General features: G+C 70.6%; 8 protein-coding genes. 4 read left to right on the top strand and 4 right to left on the bottom strand.

Features of this window, described 5'->3' with window-relative positions:
- Nucleotides 1-19: 19 nt before the first annotated feature.
- Nucleotides 20-2,914, bottom strand: a complete 2,895-nt coding sequence (gene uvrA / locus QWJ38_RS01350; protein ID WP_290357239.1) for an excinuclease ABC subunit UvrA — start codon at nucleotides 2,912-2,914, stop codon at nucleotides 20-22.
- A gap of 166 nt (nucleotides 2,915-3,080) precedes the next feature.
- Here uvrA and QWJ38_RS01345 point away from each other — a divergent pair, with 166 nt between their 5' ends.
- The 4 genes from QWJ38_RS01345 to QWJ38_RS01330 all read left to right on the top strand — a co-directional run bounded on the left by QWJ38_RS01345 (nucleotide 3,081) and on the right by QWJ38_RS01330 (nucleotide 9,953).
- The gene (locus tag QWJ38_RS01345) at nucleotides 3,081-5,117 is read left to right on the top strand and encodes an alpha/beta hydrolase family protein (protein WP_290357238.1); all 2,037 of its coding nucleotides are present in this window, start codon (nucleotides 3,081-3,083) and stop codon (nucleotides 5,115-5,117) included.
- 134 nt (nucleotides 5,118-5,251) lie between these two features.
- A complete protein-coding gene (locus QWJ38_RS01340) occupies nucleotides 5,252-5,506 on the top strand; it encodes a hypothetical protein (RefSeq protein WP_290357237.1) in 255 nt (84 codons plus the stop codon).
- 131 nt (nucleotides 5,507-5,637) lie between these two features.
- Nucleotides 5,638-6,870: a hypothetical protein gene (locus tag QWJ38_RS01335; protein ID WP_290357236.1), complete on the top strand. Its 1,233-nt coding sequence runs from the start codon at nucleotides 5,638-5,640 to the stop codon at nucleotides 6,868-6,870.
- A 77-nt stretch (nucleotides 6,871-6,947) separates the two neighbouring features.
- Complete coding sequence (locus QWJ38_RS01330) at nucleotides 6,948-9,953, top strand: AAA family ATPase (protein WP_290357235.1); 3,006 nt, start codon at nucleotides 6,948-6,950, stop codon at nucleotides 9,951-9,953.
- 6 nt (nucleotides 9,954-9,959) lie between these two features.
- On the opposite strand, the gene QWJ38_RS01325 is transcribed toward QWJ38_RS01330, so the two are convergent.
- The 3 genes from QWJ38_RS01325 to QWJ38_RS01315 form a co-directional block, all read right to left on the bottom strand.
- Nucleotides 9,960-13,427, bottom strand: a complete 3,468-nt coding sequence (locus QWJ38_RS01325) for a Dyp-type peroxidase (RefSeq protein ID WP_290357234.1) — start codon at nucleotides 13,425-13,427, stop codon at nucleotides 9,960-9,962.
- Between the two features lie 101 nt (nucleotides 13,428-13,528).
- A complete protein-coding gene (locus QWJ38_RS01320; protein ID WP_290357233.1) occupies nucleotides 13,529-14,143 on the bottom strand; it encodes a CHRD domain-containing protein in 615 nt (204 codons plus the stop codon).
- Nucleotides 14,144-14,206: 63 nt separating this feature from the next.
- Nucleotides 14,207-15,481, bottom strand: coding sequence for an amidohydrolase family protein (locus QWJ38_RS01315; protein WP_290357232.1), 1,275 nt, complete (start codon nucleotides 15,479-15,481; stop codon nucleotides 14,207-14,209).

The raw sequence follows: 15,481 nt of genomic DNA, 5'->3' as shown, positions 1-15,481 counted from the left end.
GCTTGTCCTCGGTCCTTGCTCAGAGCAGGGGCTTCAGATAGCGGCCGGTATGGCTGCCCTCGAAGGCGGCCAGTTCTTCCGGCGTGCCGGCCAGCAGCAGGCGGCCGCCGCCCGCGCCGCCCTCGGGCCCCATATCGATCAGCCAGTCGGCCGTCTTGATCACATCCAGGTTGTGCTCGATGACGACGATGGTGTTGCCGGCGTCGCGCAGCTGGTGCAGCACGCGCAACAAGAGCGCGATGTCGGCGAAATGCAGGCCGGTGGTCGGCTCGTCGAGGATGTAGAGCGTGCGGCCGGTATCGCGCTTGCTCAGCTCCAGCGCCAGCTTGACCCGTTGCGCCTCGCCGCCCGATAGCGTCGTCGCGCTCTGGCCCAGCTTCACGTAACCGAGGCCGACGTCGAGCAGGGTCTGCAGCTTGCGGGCCAGGGTCGGCACGGCGCTGAAGAAGGCCGCCGCGTCCTCGATCGTCATGTCGAGCACCTGGGTGATGTTCTTGCCCTTGTAGAGCACCTCCAGCGTCTCGCGGTTGTAGCGCTTGCCGTGGCAGACGTCGCAGGGCACGTAGACATCGGGCAGGAAGTGCATCTCGACCTTCAGCACGCCATCGCCCTGGCAGGCCTCGCAGCGGCCGCCGGCGACGTTGAAGGAGAAGCGGCCGGGGCCGTAGCCGCGCTCGCGCGCGGTGTTCATCTCGGCGAACAGCTCGCGGATCGGCGTGAACAGGCCGGTGTAGGTGGCCGGGTTCGAGCGCGGCGTGCGGCCGATCGGCGACTGGTCGACATTGATCACCTTGTCGAACGCGTCCAGGCCCTCGATCTCGTCGTGCGGCGCCGGGTCGGCATGGCTGCCGTAGAGCTTCTTGGCGACCGCCGCGTACAAGGTGTCGTTGACCAGCGTCGACTTGCCCGAGCCGGAGACGCCGGTGACGCAGGTCAAGAGGCCGACCGGGATCTCGACCGTCACGCCCTTCAGATTATTGCCGCGCGCATTGACGATCTTCAGCTGGCCTTGGGCTGCCTCATGACGCTTCTTGGGCACGGCGATCTTTTCGGCGCCGCTCAGATAGCGGCCGGTCAGCGATTCGGGATTGGCCGCCACCTGGGCCGGCGTGCCCTGGGCGATGATGCGCCCGCCATGAACGCCGGCGCCGGGGCCCAGGTCCAGCACATGATCGGCGGCGCGGATCGCGTCCTCGTCATGCTCGACCACCAGCACCGAGTTGCCGAGGTCACGCAGGCGCCGCAGCGTCGCGATGAGGCGGTCGTTGTCGCGCTGGTGCAGGCCGATGCTGGGCTCGTCCAGCACATACATCACGCCGGTCAGTCCCGAGCCGATCTGCGAGGCCAGGCGGATGCGCTGCGCCTCGCCGCCCGAGAGCGTGTCGGCGCTGCGGTCCAGGCTCAGGTAGTTCAGCCCGACGTCGTTGAGGAAGCGCAGGCGCGAGCTGATCTCGCGCACGACCTTGTCGCCGATCTCGGCCTTGGCGCCCTTCAGCTTGAGGCCCTCGAAATAGTCCAGGCACTCGCGCAAGGTCGAATGCTCGACCTCGTAGATCGGCCGGCCCTTGAAGCCCTCCGGCGCATCGGCCGGCTGCAGCACGACGTGGCGCGCCTCGCGGCGCAGGCGCGAGCCCTCGCAATGCGGGCAGGGCTTGGGCGCCATATAGCGGGCCAGGTCCTCGCGCACCGCGGCCGAATCGGTTTCCTTGAAGCGGCGCTGCAGGTTCGGCAGGATGCCTTCGAAGGGGTGCGAACGCTTGACCGAGCGCTTCTTGCCGGTCGAGGTCTCGGCCGCGTAGACGAACTGGATCTCCTCGGCGCCCGAGCCATGCAGCAGCGCATGGCGCGCCGCCTCGGGCAGCTCCTCGAACGGCTGCTCGATGTCGAATTTGTAATGCGCCGCCACCGCCTCCAGCATCGAGAAGGTGTAGGCATTGCGGCGATCCCAGCCCTTCACCGCACCGCTGGCCAGGCTCAGCGAGGGAAAGGCAACGACGCGCTCGGGATCGAACACGGTCAGCTGGCCCAGGCCCTCGCAGCTGGGGCAGGCACCTACCGGCGAGTTGAAGGAGAACAGGCGCGGCTCCAGTTCCGGCAGCGAATAGCTGCAGATCGGGCAGGCGAACTTGCTCGAGAAGATGGTCTCCGCGCCGCTGTCCATATTCAGCACCAGCGCGCGCCCTTCGGCCTGGCGCAGCGCCGCCTCGAAGCTCTCGGCCAGACGCTGGCGCAGCTGCTCGTGCGCATCGGCCTTCAGCTTGATGCGGTCGATGACCACGTCGATATCGTGCTTCTCGGCCTTCTTCAGCGCCGGGAAGTCGGGCGCCTCGACGGTCCTGCCGTCGACGCGGAAGCGCACATAGCCCTGCGCCTGCAGCTCCTCGAACAGCTCGACGAACTCGCCCTTGCGGTCGCGCACGACCGGGGCCAGCAGCATCAGCTTCGATTCGTCCGCCATCGCCAGCACCGCATCCACCATCTGACTGACGCTCTGGGCCTCCAGCGGCAGATCGTGATTGGGGCAGAAGGGCGTGCCGGCGCGCGCATAGAGCAGGCGCAGATAGTCGTGGATCTCGGTGACGGTGCCGACCGTCGAGCGCGGGTTGTGGCTGGTGGCCTTCTGCTCGATCGAGATCGCCGGCGACAGGCCCTCGATCACGTCGACATCGGGCTTGTCCATCAGCTGCAGGAACTGCCGCGCATAGGCCGACAGGCTCTCCACATAGCGGCGCTGGCCCTCCGCATAGAGCGTGTCGAAGGCCAGGCTGGACTTGCCCGAGCCCGACAGTCCGGTGATCACGACCAGCTGGTTGCGCGGCAGGTCCACATCGATGTTCTTCAGATTGTGGGTGCGCGCGCCGCGCACGCGGATCATCGGCGCGTCGGCGGGAGGAGTCGTGGCGGAGTCGGACATGAGGCTCTGACGGGCGGGAAACCAGCCATCATAGGCCGGGCGCGGCGCCCGGACCATCCGCTGCTGACGGGGCTGTCAGCAGCGGCGGATGCGGGAAGCTACCCGGGCGGGCCACGGCGGCCAGCCAACAGAATGCGAGTCACGAAAAAAAATGGAGGGAGGGGTGATGAGGAGACTGGATTGGCCGCTCGTGCGTCGCGCGGCCGGCGGGCTGCTGGCGGCCCTTGTTCTTGCTGCACCGGTCGGCAAGCCGCGCGCCCAGACGACCGCGCCGCCACCCCCGATCGAGGACTTCTTCCGCGTGCCGCAGCTGATCAACCCGGTGCTCTCACCAGACGGCCGCTTTGTGGCGGCAGCGATCGGCGGCCCGACCGGCCGCAAGCGGCTGGGCATCATCGATCTGGAGCGGCTCGATGACTCGAAGATCGTCGCCGGCTTCCGCGACGGCGACGTCGAGCGCTACCAATGGGTGAACAACGAGCGCCTGGTGCTGACGGTCAGCGATCGCCAGAACGCCGGCCGCTGGCTGCCGCCGGGGCTGTGGGCGGTCAACCGCGACGGCAGCGACTTCCGCCAGCTGATCAAGGCCGAGCAGGACTGGCTCAGCGAGCGCGGCGGCAGGCTGGTGGACCGCCGCCTGAGCTATGAATGGCAGCTGCACAGCACGCTGCGCGACGGCTCCGACGATGTCGTCGTCGAGGGGGCGAGCTGGGGCAATAGCGGCGAGTTCAGCCATTTCCGCCTGGCGCGGCTCGATACCAAGACCGGCCTGACGCGCAATCTGTCCGAGGGCGCGCCCGAGAACGCCTGGCACTGGGTGCTCGATCGGCAGGGCGCGCCGGCGGCGGTCACGACGCACTCGCGCGGCCGCTATGCGTCCTACCTGAAGACCGGCTCGGGCTGGCAGCTCTGGGAGGAGGGCGATGCCTACAAGGGCAAATTCGCCGAGCCCTACTGGATCGGCCCCAAGGGCGAGCTGCTGGTGCTGGCCCGGCTGGGCAGCGACACCGATGCGCTGTTCCAGCTCGACCGCGCGACCTTGAAGCTGCCCGCGCAGCCGGTGCTGAGCCTGCAGGGCTACGACTTCAAGGGCCAGCCGATCTACGACCGCGGCAGCGAGCGCATCCTCGGCTATCACTATGAGAGCGATGCGCGGGGCACGGCCTGGGTCGACGCCGGCATGCGCGCGCTGCAGGCCGAGATCGACAAGCTGCTGCCGGGCACCGTCAACCGCATCGATTGCGAGCGCTGCAGCAGCGTGCCAACGGTGCTGATCAGCGCCAGCTCGGACCGCATGCCGCCGGTCTACTACCTGTACCAGCGCGAGACCCGGCAGATCCAGGTGCTGGGCAGTTCGCGGCCCTGGATCAAACCGGCGCAGATGGGGCTGCGCGATATGTACCGCTTCAAGGCCCGCGACGGGCTCGAGATCCCGGTGCTGGTGACGCAGCCGCCCGGCAAGGCCGGCGGACCGCGCCCGGCCGTCGTGCTGGTGCACGGCGGGCCCTGGGTGCGCGGCGCGCATTGGGAATGGGAGCAGCATGCGCAGTTCCTGGCCTCGCGCGGCTATGTCGTCATCGAACCCGAGTTCCGCGGCAGCACCGGCTATGGCGGGCGCCATTTCCGCGCCGGCTGGAAGCAATGGGGGCTGGCGATGCAGGACGACGTCGCCGATGCGCTGCAATGGGCGGTCGGCCAGGGCTGGGTCGACCCGCAGCGCGCCTGCATCGCCGGCGCCAGCTATGGCGGCTATGCGACGCTGATGGGCCTGATCAAGCATCCGGAGCTGTACCGCTGCGGCTTCCAGTGGGTCGGCGTCAGCGATATCGAGCTGATGTACACCATCAGCTGGAGCGACTTCTCGGCCGACTGGAAGGGCTACGGCATGCCGCAGCTGGTCGGCGACCGCGTCAAGGATGCCCAGCAGCTGAAAGACACCTCGCCGCTGGCACAGGCGCAGCGGCTCAAGCGTCCGCTGCTGATGGCCTATGGCGGCCAGGACCGGCGCGTGCCGATCAAGCATGGCAGCGACTTCCTGGACGCGCTCAGCACCGCCGGCAACAAGCAGGTCGAATGGATCGTCTATCCGGACGAGGGTCATGGCTGGTACGAGCTGAAGACGAACATCGACTTCTGGAGCCGCGTCGAGAAGTTCCTCGACCGCCATATCGGCCCCTCGGCCAGGACCGCCGCCGGCGGCTGATCGGCCGCGTCTGCAATCCAGCCGGCGCTGCTTGCGCTTCGTCGCAAGCGCCTGGCTGCCGGCGCCTGCGGCTCCGATACTGAGTTCATCGAGACAGCAAAGCGCTGCATCGACCCACCAGCAAGGAGCCCATCATGAGCAAGCAACAAGTTCTGTTCCAGACCCTGGTCGCCGGCGCCCTGCTGGCCGTCGGTGCCGCCCAGGCCGCGCCGCAGGAAGTCGTCAAGCTGCCGCGCGTCCTCATCACCGGCAAGTCGGCCCCGGCCGCCGAACAGCAGGTGGTGCAGCTGCCGCGCGTCGTCGTCACCGGCCTGAGCATCCAGAGCCAGCTGCAACAGCAGATGCTGGCCGCGGCCAAGAGCGAGTCCAAGCCCTATCGCCGCAGCTGAGCAGCGGCATGCGGATGATTCAGCAAACGCAGCGGCATCGAGCCGAGCCCCGGACGCATTGACCGCAGTGTTTCCCGGGCTCGGCTTGCCCGACAATGGCCGCAGCATGCCTTTGTCGGGGAAAGCGTCGAGTGAGCGCAGAGGAACAGCAGCACCGCCAGCGCCGGTCCTGGCTTGACGGCTTCATGGCCTATGCCTTGCCGCCTGGCATCGGCGAGCGGCAGCTGCGCGAGCACATCGTCGAGCTGGACCAGCGGCTCTACCAGCTCTGGAACCTGGGCGAGAACCTGGTCTTCGCCTGGATGCCGGTCGCCCATGGGCTGAGGGTGCTGCTGGCGCCGCCGACCCTGCTGACCGAATTCGCGCAGAGTGCCGGCATCGATGCGGCCGAGGCCGCGCGGCGCCGCGCCTTGCTGGAGGGGCTGCTGGCGACGCAGGAGCAATTGCCGGCGCCGCTGTTCGAGCAGAGGGCGGCCGAGCTGAAACTGCAGCCGCGGCTGCTCACCCTGCCCTTCGAGATCGAGCGCGGCCTGGGCCTGGCCCTGACCGCGGCGCTGATCGCGCGCTACGGCATCCGCCTGGTCGAGGATCGCGCGGTCGTGCTGCTCGATGCGGTCGGCTTCTCGCTCTTGAGCCCGCTGCAGCAGGTCGTGCAGCTGAACAGCCTGTCCTGCTCGGTCAATGCCGCCTACGCCAAGCTGCTCGACCGCGAGATCAACATCAATTTCGCCCGCACGACCACCGGCGACGGCTTCTACGTCTGGAACCGCATGCGCGGCATCGAGGCGAATGTCGAGCTGTACCAGCTGATGCAGTTCATCCTTGCCGACAACGCGCTGGCGCGCGAGCGGGCCAGCCGGCCCGAGTCGGTGCCGCGCCTGCGCGCCTGCTTCCATGTCGGTTCGCATTACGAGTTCTACCAGAGCGAGGGCCTGAATCCGACCTCGTTCAGCTACCTGGTCGGCCAGGTGACGATCGAGCTGGCGCGCATGATCGAGCGCGCCCTGCCGGGCCAGATCCTGGTCGGCAAGTTCAACACCCTGATGCGCGACGAGAGCAGCGGCGCGGTGCAGCCCATCGCCAGCCTCGATTTCGTCGAGCGCACGCGCCGGCCGATGCGCGCGCTGAACGGCCTGGCCCTGGCCGGCGCCGAGATCGACGAGATCGCCTGCTACCTGACCGGCCGGCCCGGCGGCGGCAGCGGCGAGTTCGGCATCAGCGAGTTCGAGATCGCCGACAAGCATGGCCTGCCGCACCGCGTCTACAACGCCAAGATCAATATCCACCGGCGCGCCGGCGAGCCCATCTATCTGGGCCTGCGCGAGGAGGATCTGACCGATTTCGGCGCGCGGCGCATCGTCTAGGGCAAGCACCCTGGCCGCCGTCATCCTGCAGCGCTAGGATGAAGCCCTATCCGCGCAGTCCTTCGTCCCCCAAGAGCATGAGCAGCCCAGCCTCCGACCGTGCACCCGCCACGCAAGGAACGGGGCAGCGGCGCAATCTGACCGTCGTCTTCGCCGATCTGTCCGGCTCGACGATGCTGGCCGAGGCCATGGAGGCCGAGCATTACGCGGCCATGCTGGCCCAGCTGCGCGCGCTCTACCAGAGCCTGATTCCCAAGCATGGCGGCATGGTGGTGCGCATCCAGGGCGACGGCATGCTGGCCATCTTCGGCCACCCGCAGACGCGCGAGGACGACGGCCGGCGCGCCTGCGAGGCGGCGCTGGAGCTGCACGAGGCGGTGCGCGCGCTGCGGCCCGAGGGCGGCGCCTGGCCGCGGCCGGCACAAGCCCTGACCCTGCATTCGGGCATCCATGCCGGCATGGTGCTGATCGACGCCGGCGACGAGGTGCGCGGCCGCTTCGAGCTGCTCGGCAACACGCCCAATGTCGCCGCCCGCCTGTCCGAGGCGGCGCGCGCCGACGAAATCCTCGTCAGCGAGGAGACGCTGGGCCTGCAGGCGCATTTCTTCGACACCAGCGAACGCCGCAGCCTGCTGCTGAAGGGCCGCGCGACGCCGCTGGCGGCCTATGCGCTGCATGGCCGCAGCACGGTGGAGCGCCGCTTCGAGGCCAGCCAGCGGCGCGGCCTGGCGCCCTTCGTCGGCCGCGCGGCCGAGCTGCGCGAGCTGCAGCACGCGCTGGACGAGGCCTGCAGCGGCCGGCCGCGCTGGGTCAGCGTGCGCGCCAACGCCGGCGTCGGCAAGACCCGGCTGACCGAGGAGTTCCTGCGCCGCGTCGCCGACGGGCCAGCTTGCCAGATCCAGCGCGGCTATTGCGAGAACTACCTGAGCGCCGAGCCGCTGCAGCCCTTCCTGCAGATGCTGCGCGCGCTGCAGGCGGCGCAGCCGCAGCTGCCGGGCCTGGCGGCCGTGCAGGCGAGCCGGCCGGACCAGCGGCTGGAGGCGCTGCTGGCGCTGTTCGAGGCGCTGGCGCGCGCGACGCCGCTGCTGCTGGCGATCGACGATCTGCAATGGGCCGACGATGCCAGCCTGACGCTCCTGCACCGGCTGCGCGCGCGGGCGGCCGAGCAGCGGCTGCCGCTGCTGCTGCTGACCGCCACGCGGCCACAGCTGGCCGGCGAGGGCCTGGGCATCCATGGCGACGGCGAGGCGCTGCAGCTGGAGCTGCAGCCCTTCGATGATGCCGAGGCCAGCGCGGCCGTCGTCCAGCTGCTGCCGCGTACCGATCCCTTCGTCACCGCCGAGGTGCAGCGTCATGCCGGTGGCAATGCGCTGTTCATCGAGGAACTCTGCCACGCGCTGGCGCACCAGGCGCAGACGCGCCAGGCGGGGCCCGGCCAGGCGGTCGCCCAGCCCGGCAGCGCCTGGCTGGCCGCGCTGGTCGAATCGCGGATGGCGCGCCTGCCGCTGCCGCAGCAGACGCTGCTGCGCAGCGCGGCGGTGATCGGCAATGTGATCCCGGCCTGGCTGCTGCAGGAGCTGGCCGGCTGCGCCGCCGACGATCCGGAGCTGCTGGCGCTGGCCGAGCAGGACTTCGTCTTCCCCGATGCGCGGCCCGGCCAGCTGCGCTTCAAGCACGGCCTGACCCGCGACATCGTCTATGCCGCCATCGGCCTGCACGAGCGCCAGCAGATGCACCGGCGCATCGCCGCCGCGCTGCGGGCGCGTGCCGTCGCCGCCCTTCCAGGTGCCGACGCGCCGGCCGACGAGCTGCTGGCCTATCACGACGGCGCGGCCGGCGACTGGGCGCGGGCGGCCGACCATGCCGAACGCGCCGGCGACCAGGCGCTGGCTGCCGCGGCGCTGGACCGCGCGAAGACGCAGTACCGCGCGGTGCTGACGGCGCTGGAGCATCTGCCCGACGACGAGGCGCAGTGCCGGCGCTGGATCTCGGTGGCGCAGCGCTTCGGCCTGGCCTGCGTGTTCTATGCCTCGCGCGACGATCTGCGCCTGCTGCAGCAGGCGGCCGAGCTGGCGCATGCCAGCGGCGATGCGGCGCTGATCGCGCGCGCCGAATACTGGATCGGCTATGTGGCCTATGCGCTCGGCGATGCGGGGCCGGGACTCAGCCATGTCGAGCGCGGCCTGGGCGCGGCCAAGCTTTGCGCCGACGCGGCGCTGAGCGCGCAGCTGCGCGGCACGCTGGGCCAGCTGCACGCGGCGGCCGGCAATTACGCGCCGGCGCTGGCGCTGCTCGACGAGGCGATCGCCATCCAGCGCCTGCTCAAGCGGCCTGGCCGCCTGCCGGTGGGCCTGGCCTATTCGCTGGCCTGCCGCGCCACCGTGCTGGGCGACCAGGGCCGCTTTGCCGATGCGCAGGCGCTGTTCGAGGAGGCGCTGCAGGACCTCGGCGGCAGCGGCCATGCGGTCGAGGCCTCGATCCAGGCGCTGCGCGCGGCGGTGCTGCTGTGGCAGGGCCGCTGGGCGGAGGCGCAGGCCAGCGCGGCCGAGGCCTGCCGGGTCGGCGCCCAGGTGCGCAGCCTCTACACCTTCTCCATGGGCCAGTCGACCGGCGCCTACGGCCGCTGGATGCTGAACCGCGCGGCCGATGCGCTGCCGGCGCTACGCGATGCGACCGGCTGGCTGCATACGCGCGGCGGCGGCCTGTTCAGCTCCTTCAGCCATGGCTGGATGGCCGACCTGCTGGCCGCCAGCGCTGCGCCCGAGCAGGCGCGCGGCCATATCGCCGCCGCGCTGCGGCGCGGCCGCCGGCACGACTGGCTGGGCGGCGCGATGGCCTATCGCGCGGCGGCGCGGCTGGCGCAGCCCGCGCAGGCGCAGCGTTATCTCAGCCTGGCCGATGCGGTGGCCGAGCGGCGCGGCGCCGTGCACGAGCGCGCGGTCAATGCGCTGTGCGCGGCCGAGCTGGCGCGCGCCCGCGGCCTGCCGCCGGACGAGCCGCTCGATCGCGCGGAAACCGCCTTCGAGGCGCTGGGCATGGCCTGGCACCTGGCGCGCGCGCGGGCGCTGCGCCAGGCCGCCTGACGAGCATCAGGCCGGCGGCAGCTGCAGCATCAGCACCGTCGGCGCACCGCCGGGCCGCAAGGTGCCGGCCTCCAGCAGCGCCGCGGCAACACCCTGCATCACGCCCATCGCCATCGCATAGCCGGGGCAGGCATGCAGCGGCGCCGGCTGGATCGCGTCGCGGCGGTCGCCGCCGAACATCGCGTAATGCTCGCCCGGGTTCTGCTGCGTCGCCGAGGCGATGCCGACGATGAGCGTATCGCCGACCTCCAGATCGACCTGCGCCAGCCGATGCGCGACGCGGGCGCGCCGCCAGACCATGGCCGGCGTCGGCATTTTCACCAGGGTGCCGACCATGCTCGGCCGCAGCACGGCGGCGGCCTGGGCATAGCGGTCGGGCGCCTCGGGCAGCCAGTCCTGCTGCAAATCCCAGAGCTTGCGGCTGAGCACCCAGGCGCCCAGGCAGGACAGCAGATTGCCATGCGTGGTCGGCGGGAAGCCCAGCATCACGCCGGTCAGCGTGCGGGCTATCAGGTCGGCGTCCTGGCTGCTGTCCGCCAGCGGCTGCAGCGCCTTGACGATGGCCTGGGTCAGCGGCGGCCGCGCGGCGCCGCTGGCCAGCCATTGCCGCACGCTGTGCAGCAAGGCCTGGCCCTTGAGCATGCCGCCCTGCTCGACAAGCGGCGAAGGATGGGGGCCGAACACATAGCGCGAGACGGCGAAGAAGTCGCGCGGGCAGCGGCCGGCCGGCGGCTCGCCGGCCGGGTGGAACTCGGGGCCCCACATCGCCCGCCCGTCGGGCAGGCCGAACCAGGTCGTGCACAGCCGCGCCAGCACCTGCTCGGACAGCAGCTCCAGGTCGATCGGCGTCTCCTGCTGCAGGGTTGCCGGCCGCTGCGCGAGCGCGCCCTGGGTGAGGGCGGTCAGCAAGGCCTTGGCGATGCGGTATGCGGCATCGAAGGCCTCGGGCTCGCCGATCGCCTCCAGCGCCGCGTTGACGCCGGGCGCCTGCTCGCGGTGGCCACCGTCCTCGTCCATGCCCAGAAAGCCGCGGCCGACCGACTTTTCCATCCGCTCGCCATAGCCGGCGACCGAGTAGCGCTGCCCGCGGTCACGGAACACCTCCATCACCCGCGCCGCCTCGCCGACCAACACACCGTAGGCGCTGCGCACAACGCCGCCCGGCTGGCTGCGCACCCAGGCCCAGGCGGCATCGCGCCGGCCGCTGTCCTCCAGCCATTGCTGCCAGCCCGCGGCATCGTCGAGCGCCGGCACCCGCGCCGGCGGCGCGATGGGCGCCGGCAGCGGCAGCTCGACCAGGGCCGGCAACTGCCGCAGCGCGGCGACCGAGGGCACGAAGAAATAGCCGCCCCATTGCAGCTCGACAAAGGGCTCGTCGCCCAGGTCGATATTGACCGTGTAGGGCTTGCCGTCGCGCGTCGTCTCGAAGCGGTAGTGGCGCGGCCGCCCCTTCTCGGCCAGGCCGACGATGGGATCGGTCTGGGCCGAGTAGCCGCCGCTGCTGTTGCCGCCGGCAATCCAGCGCTGGATCGTCTCGAACTGCTCGGAGATATGCGCGTTGTAGGCGAGGAAGATCAGGCCGCGGTCGCTCTCGTCCGGGCTCCTGGGCCAATACGGTTCGCCATAAGGCATGCCGCGGCGCAAGAGGCGGGGCGTGCGGGCGTCGATGCGCGGATTGCTGCGCCGCACATGGGCATGGAAGGGGCAGCGCGAGCCCTGCATATCGTCGCGGTAGTCGAAGTCGTTGACGCTGCCGGGCCGGGCCAGCGGGTCGCCGTCCAGCGTGCGGCCCATCAGCTTGGCCTTCAGCTCCGCCGGGCTGACCGAGACCCGGTCCGCCTCGCGGGCCAGCACCTTGTTGAAGCGGTCGACATACTGGCGCAGCTTGCGCACCACCAGGAAGGTGCCCCGATCGAGCAGCGCATCGGCCAGCTCGGGCACCGCATGGCGATCGCGCGAGGTCGGATAGCCGAGCAGCAGCTCGCCGCGGGGCACTTCATCGGAGTAGGCGTCGCCGCTGCCGCCTGCGCCGATGGCCGGCTGGCTGAGGCCGTCGACGAAACCGAAGCCTTCGTGCGCCTCCTCGCCCTGCTCCGGCTTGAGCTGGGCCGTGCGCCGCATGCGCTGCACCGACAGCACTTGCAGGCCGCTGCCCTCTTGTTCCAGCGCGGCGATCGCCGCATCGACCGCCTCGGCGCCGAGCTCCTCGCCATGGCGCAGCTGGATCAGCAGATGGACGGCGCCGAGATCCACCGTGCGGCCGCTGGGGCGGGGCCAGTTGCGCTCGGGCAGCTTCCAATGCTGCGGGTGGTTGTAGCGCAGATCGCCGAGCAGGCCGGCGCGCGCCTCCATGCCCTCGTAGAAGGCCTGCGGGAAACGCTCGAGCCGGCTCGCCGGCACGCCCAGCGCGCGCAGACCGGCCAGGCTCAGCGCCACATTGCGGTAGAAGCCCGCGATCGGGGCCGGGTCCGAGGCGAGGCTGACCTGCCAGCGGCTGAGCCAGGCAACCGCCTGCGCCCGGTTGACGATGCGCAGCAGCACCATCGCGCCGCCGGCCACGCCGGCATAGGGCGCCAGCATGCCCCCCTGGATGTCGGCGTCGCTGTAGCTGAGGGCGCGCGGCGTCACCGGGTACTGCCGCGGCGGCTGCTCGAACCAGCCCAGCATGCGGTGGTAGGTCTGGCGGATCGGATCCTCGGCCGGGAACAGCTGCTCGGTCTTCAGCTCGAGCAGCTCGGCCAGGATGTCGCGCGCCGCGCGCAGCAGGCAGTCGCCGTCCGGCGCGTCCTTGTAGAAATAGCGCTCAAGCCGGTACAGCGCGGCCAGCGCCGGCAGGCCCAGCAGGGCCTTGGCCTTGGGGCTGGCGGGCGCCGGCACGGGCGGCTCGCTCTCGCCGCTGAGCGGCGCATGGACCCGCGCCGCGTCCAGCTGGCCGAAGCCCGGCCGGTCGCGCTGCTGCTGTTCCAGCAGCGCCAGGTATTCGGCGTCGCTGACCGTGCGGCCCGATTCGATGAACAGGAAGTCCCCGGGGATCTCGTTGGCGCGCACCCATTCGCAGTAGCGCTCGAAGCTGGTCTGGCAGGCCAGCGGGTAGTCCTCGCAATGGCACAGGATCAGGTCCAGCATGCTGCCGAGCTGGTCCCAGATCACCCGCATATAGGGCTCCCAGCCGCCGTCGAAGCAGACATTGAGCAGCAGCTTGTGCTGCTCGGCGCTGCCGGGCTTGGGCTCGATGATGACCCAGCGGAAGGAGTGGACGATGCGGAAGCGGCTGACCACATCGGTATAGGGGCCGCGCGGATTGCTCGCCTCGCGCGCGCCCAGGCGCAGGCCGTTGAGCGTCTTCAGCACCGCGCGCAATCGGCCCACATGACTGATGGTGTCGGGGGCGGTGACGAAGCCGTTCCTGATCGGCGTGATCAAGGTCAGGTCGGTGATGCCCTGCAGCTGGGTATCGAAGCGGTTCGCGGACATGGCGTGAATCCCCCTTTTTTGCTTCTGATGGCGATGCCGCGCGCGATCATAAGAAAAGCCCGCGCGAGGCGGGCTTTTAATTTTTGGGGGCGCTGGGGTCGTCAGCGACGGCGGCGGGCCAGCAGGCCGACCAGGCCCAGCCCGGCCAGCAGCATCGCGTAGCTGGAGGGCTCGGGCACCGGCACCGCCTGCACTGCGGTCAGCTGACCTCGCGTCGCGCCTGCCGGCGCTGCGGCCGTGTGCACATTGACGTAGGCCAGGCCGCCTTGCAGCATGTCCAGGAAGGACATGGCCGGATGGCCGGCATTGGTGGGACTGGACGGTGTGGCGGGGATGAGGGCCGGCGGCGTCACATCGTTGCCCGACACCATCAAGGTCGCGCCGGAAAAGTTCTTGCTGAAGGCCGGGTCGCTGTCGATGGCGATGCGCACCGGGGCGTTCTCGGCCGCCGTCGCTGCGCCGTGGATGTGATAACCGGTGGGAGCGCTGGCGAGGCCGAATACGGCCAGCGTGAAGTCGTAGCTGTCGTCTGCCAGGCTGGCCGTGCCCTTGTCGTCATAGGCCAGCAGGGCCAAACCGGTGGCCGTCGAAGCGGGCGGCGGGCCGACTTCGTTGGCCGGGCTCAGTGTGGCGGTGAACTGATAGACCGTCGCCTGGGCGGCCAGCGGGGCGGCCAGCAGCGTGGCGAGGGCGAGCGCGAGCGGGAGTTGGCGCATGGCGGTTCCTTCCATGATGATGGGCCCCTTGTACGCCACTGCGGGCCGGCGGCAAGACCTAGTTCATGGTGGCGGCGCGGTCCAGTCGACCGTCGCCGGCCGGCCCGGCAGCGCCAGGCTCGCGCTGGCCGGCGGCTGCCGGGCAATCACCCGGCCGGCGCGCACCACCAGCAGGCGCGCCGCGCGCAGGCGGATCGCCTCGACCGGGTCGCGCGCCTGCAGCAGCACGAAGTCGGCGCGATGGCCGAGCTCGATGCCATAGCCGTCCAGCCCCATCACCCGCGCATTGTTGATGGTCACCGCGTCGAAGCAGGCGCGCATGCCGGCCTGCGAGCCCAGCTGCGCCACATGCAGGCCCATCGCGGCGACCTCCAGCATGTCGGCGCTGCCCAGGCTGTACCAGGGGTCCATCACGCAGTCGTGGCCGAAGCCGACATTGACGCCGGCCGCCATCAGCTCGGGCACGCGGGTCAGGCCGCGGCGCTTCGGATAGCTGTCGTGGCGGCCCTGCAGCATGATGTTGATCAGCGGGTTCGCGACCACATGCAGGCCCGCCTCGGCGATCAGCGGGATCAGCTTGGACGCGTAGTAGTTGTCCATCGAATGCATGGACGTCAGGTGCGAGCCGGTCACCCGGCCCTGCAGGCCCAGGCGCTGCGTCTCGGCGGCCAGGGTCTCGACATGGCGCGACAGCGGGTCGTCGCTCTCGTCGCAATGCAGGTCTACGGCCAAGCCGCGCTCGGCCGCCAGCTCGCACAGCAGGCGCACGCTGCTGGCGCCGTCGGCCATGGTGCGCTCGAAATGCGGTATGCCGCCGACCACGTCGACGCCGAGGTCCAGCGCCCGCTTCAGGTTCGCCAGCGCGCCGGGGCTGCGCAGCAGCCCGTCCTGCGGGAAGGCGACCAGCTGCAGGTCCAGATAGGGCCGCACCCGCTCGCGCACATGCAGCAGCGCCTCGACGGCCAGCAGGCGCTCATCGCAGACGTCGACATGGCTGCGGATCGCCAAGAGCCCTCGCGCTACCGCCCAGTCGCAGTAGCGCAGCGCGCGCTCGACCAGCGCGTCCTGCGTCAGCTGCGGCTTCAGCTCCCCCCACAGCGCGATGCCTTCCAGCAGGGTGCCACTGGCGTTGACGCGCGGCAGACCGTAGCTGAGCGTCGCGTCCATATGGAAATGCGCGTCGACGAAGGGCGGGCTCAGCAACCAGCCCTGGCCGTCGACGATCTCGACGCCCGCCGGCGCCGGCAGGGCCGGGCCGATGGCGGCGATGCGGCCATCCTGCACCAGCAGGTCCTGGGCCCTGCGGCCGTCGGGCAGGCGGACGTTGCGGATCAGCAT

The organism is Roseateles violae (genome assembly GCF_030410485.1).
Lineage (GTDB): Bacteria > Pseudomonadota > Gammaproteobacteria > Burkholderiales > Burkholderiaceae_C > Roseateles_D > Roseateles_D violae.
The sequence above is the reverse complement of the archived record's forward strand: the minus strand, read 5'-3'. Positions and strand labels throughout refer to the sequence as shown.

Excerpts from the sequence above, each read along its gene's own strand:
- uvrA (WP_290357239.1), bottom strand. The coding sequence starts at position 2,914 with ATGTCCGACTCCGCCACGACTCCTCCCGCCGACGCGCCGATGATCCGC.
- QWJ38_RS01345 (WP_290357238.1), top strand. The coding sequence starts at position 3,081 with ATGAGGAGACTGGATTGGCCGCTCGTGCGTCGCGCGGCCGGCGGGCTG.
- QWJ38_RS01340 (WP_290357237.1), top strand. The coding sequence starts at position 5,252 with ATGAGCAAGCAACAAGTTCTGTTCCAGACCCTGGTCGCCGGCGCCCTG.
- QWJ38_RS01330 (WP_290357235.1), top strand. The coding sequence starts at position 6,948 with ATGAGCAGCCCAGCCTCCGACCGTGCACCCGCCACGCAAGGAACGGGG.
- QWJ38_RS01325 (WP_290357234.1), bottom strand. The coding sequence starts at position 13,427 with ATGTCCGCGAACCGCTTCGATACCCAGCTGCAGGGCATCACCGACCTG.
- QWJ38_RS01320 (WP_290357233.1), bottom strand. The coding sequence starts at position 14,143 with ATGCGCCAACTCCCGCTCGCGCTCGCCCTCGCCACGCTGCTGGCCGCC.
- QWJ38_RS01315 (WP_290357232.1), bottom strand. The coding sequence starts at position 15,481 with ATGCTGATCCGCAACGTCCGCCTGCCCGACGGCCGCAGGGCCCAGGAC.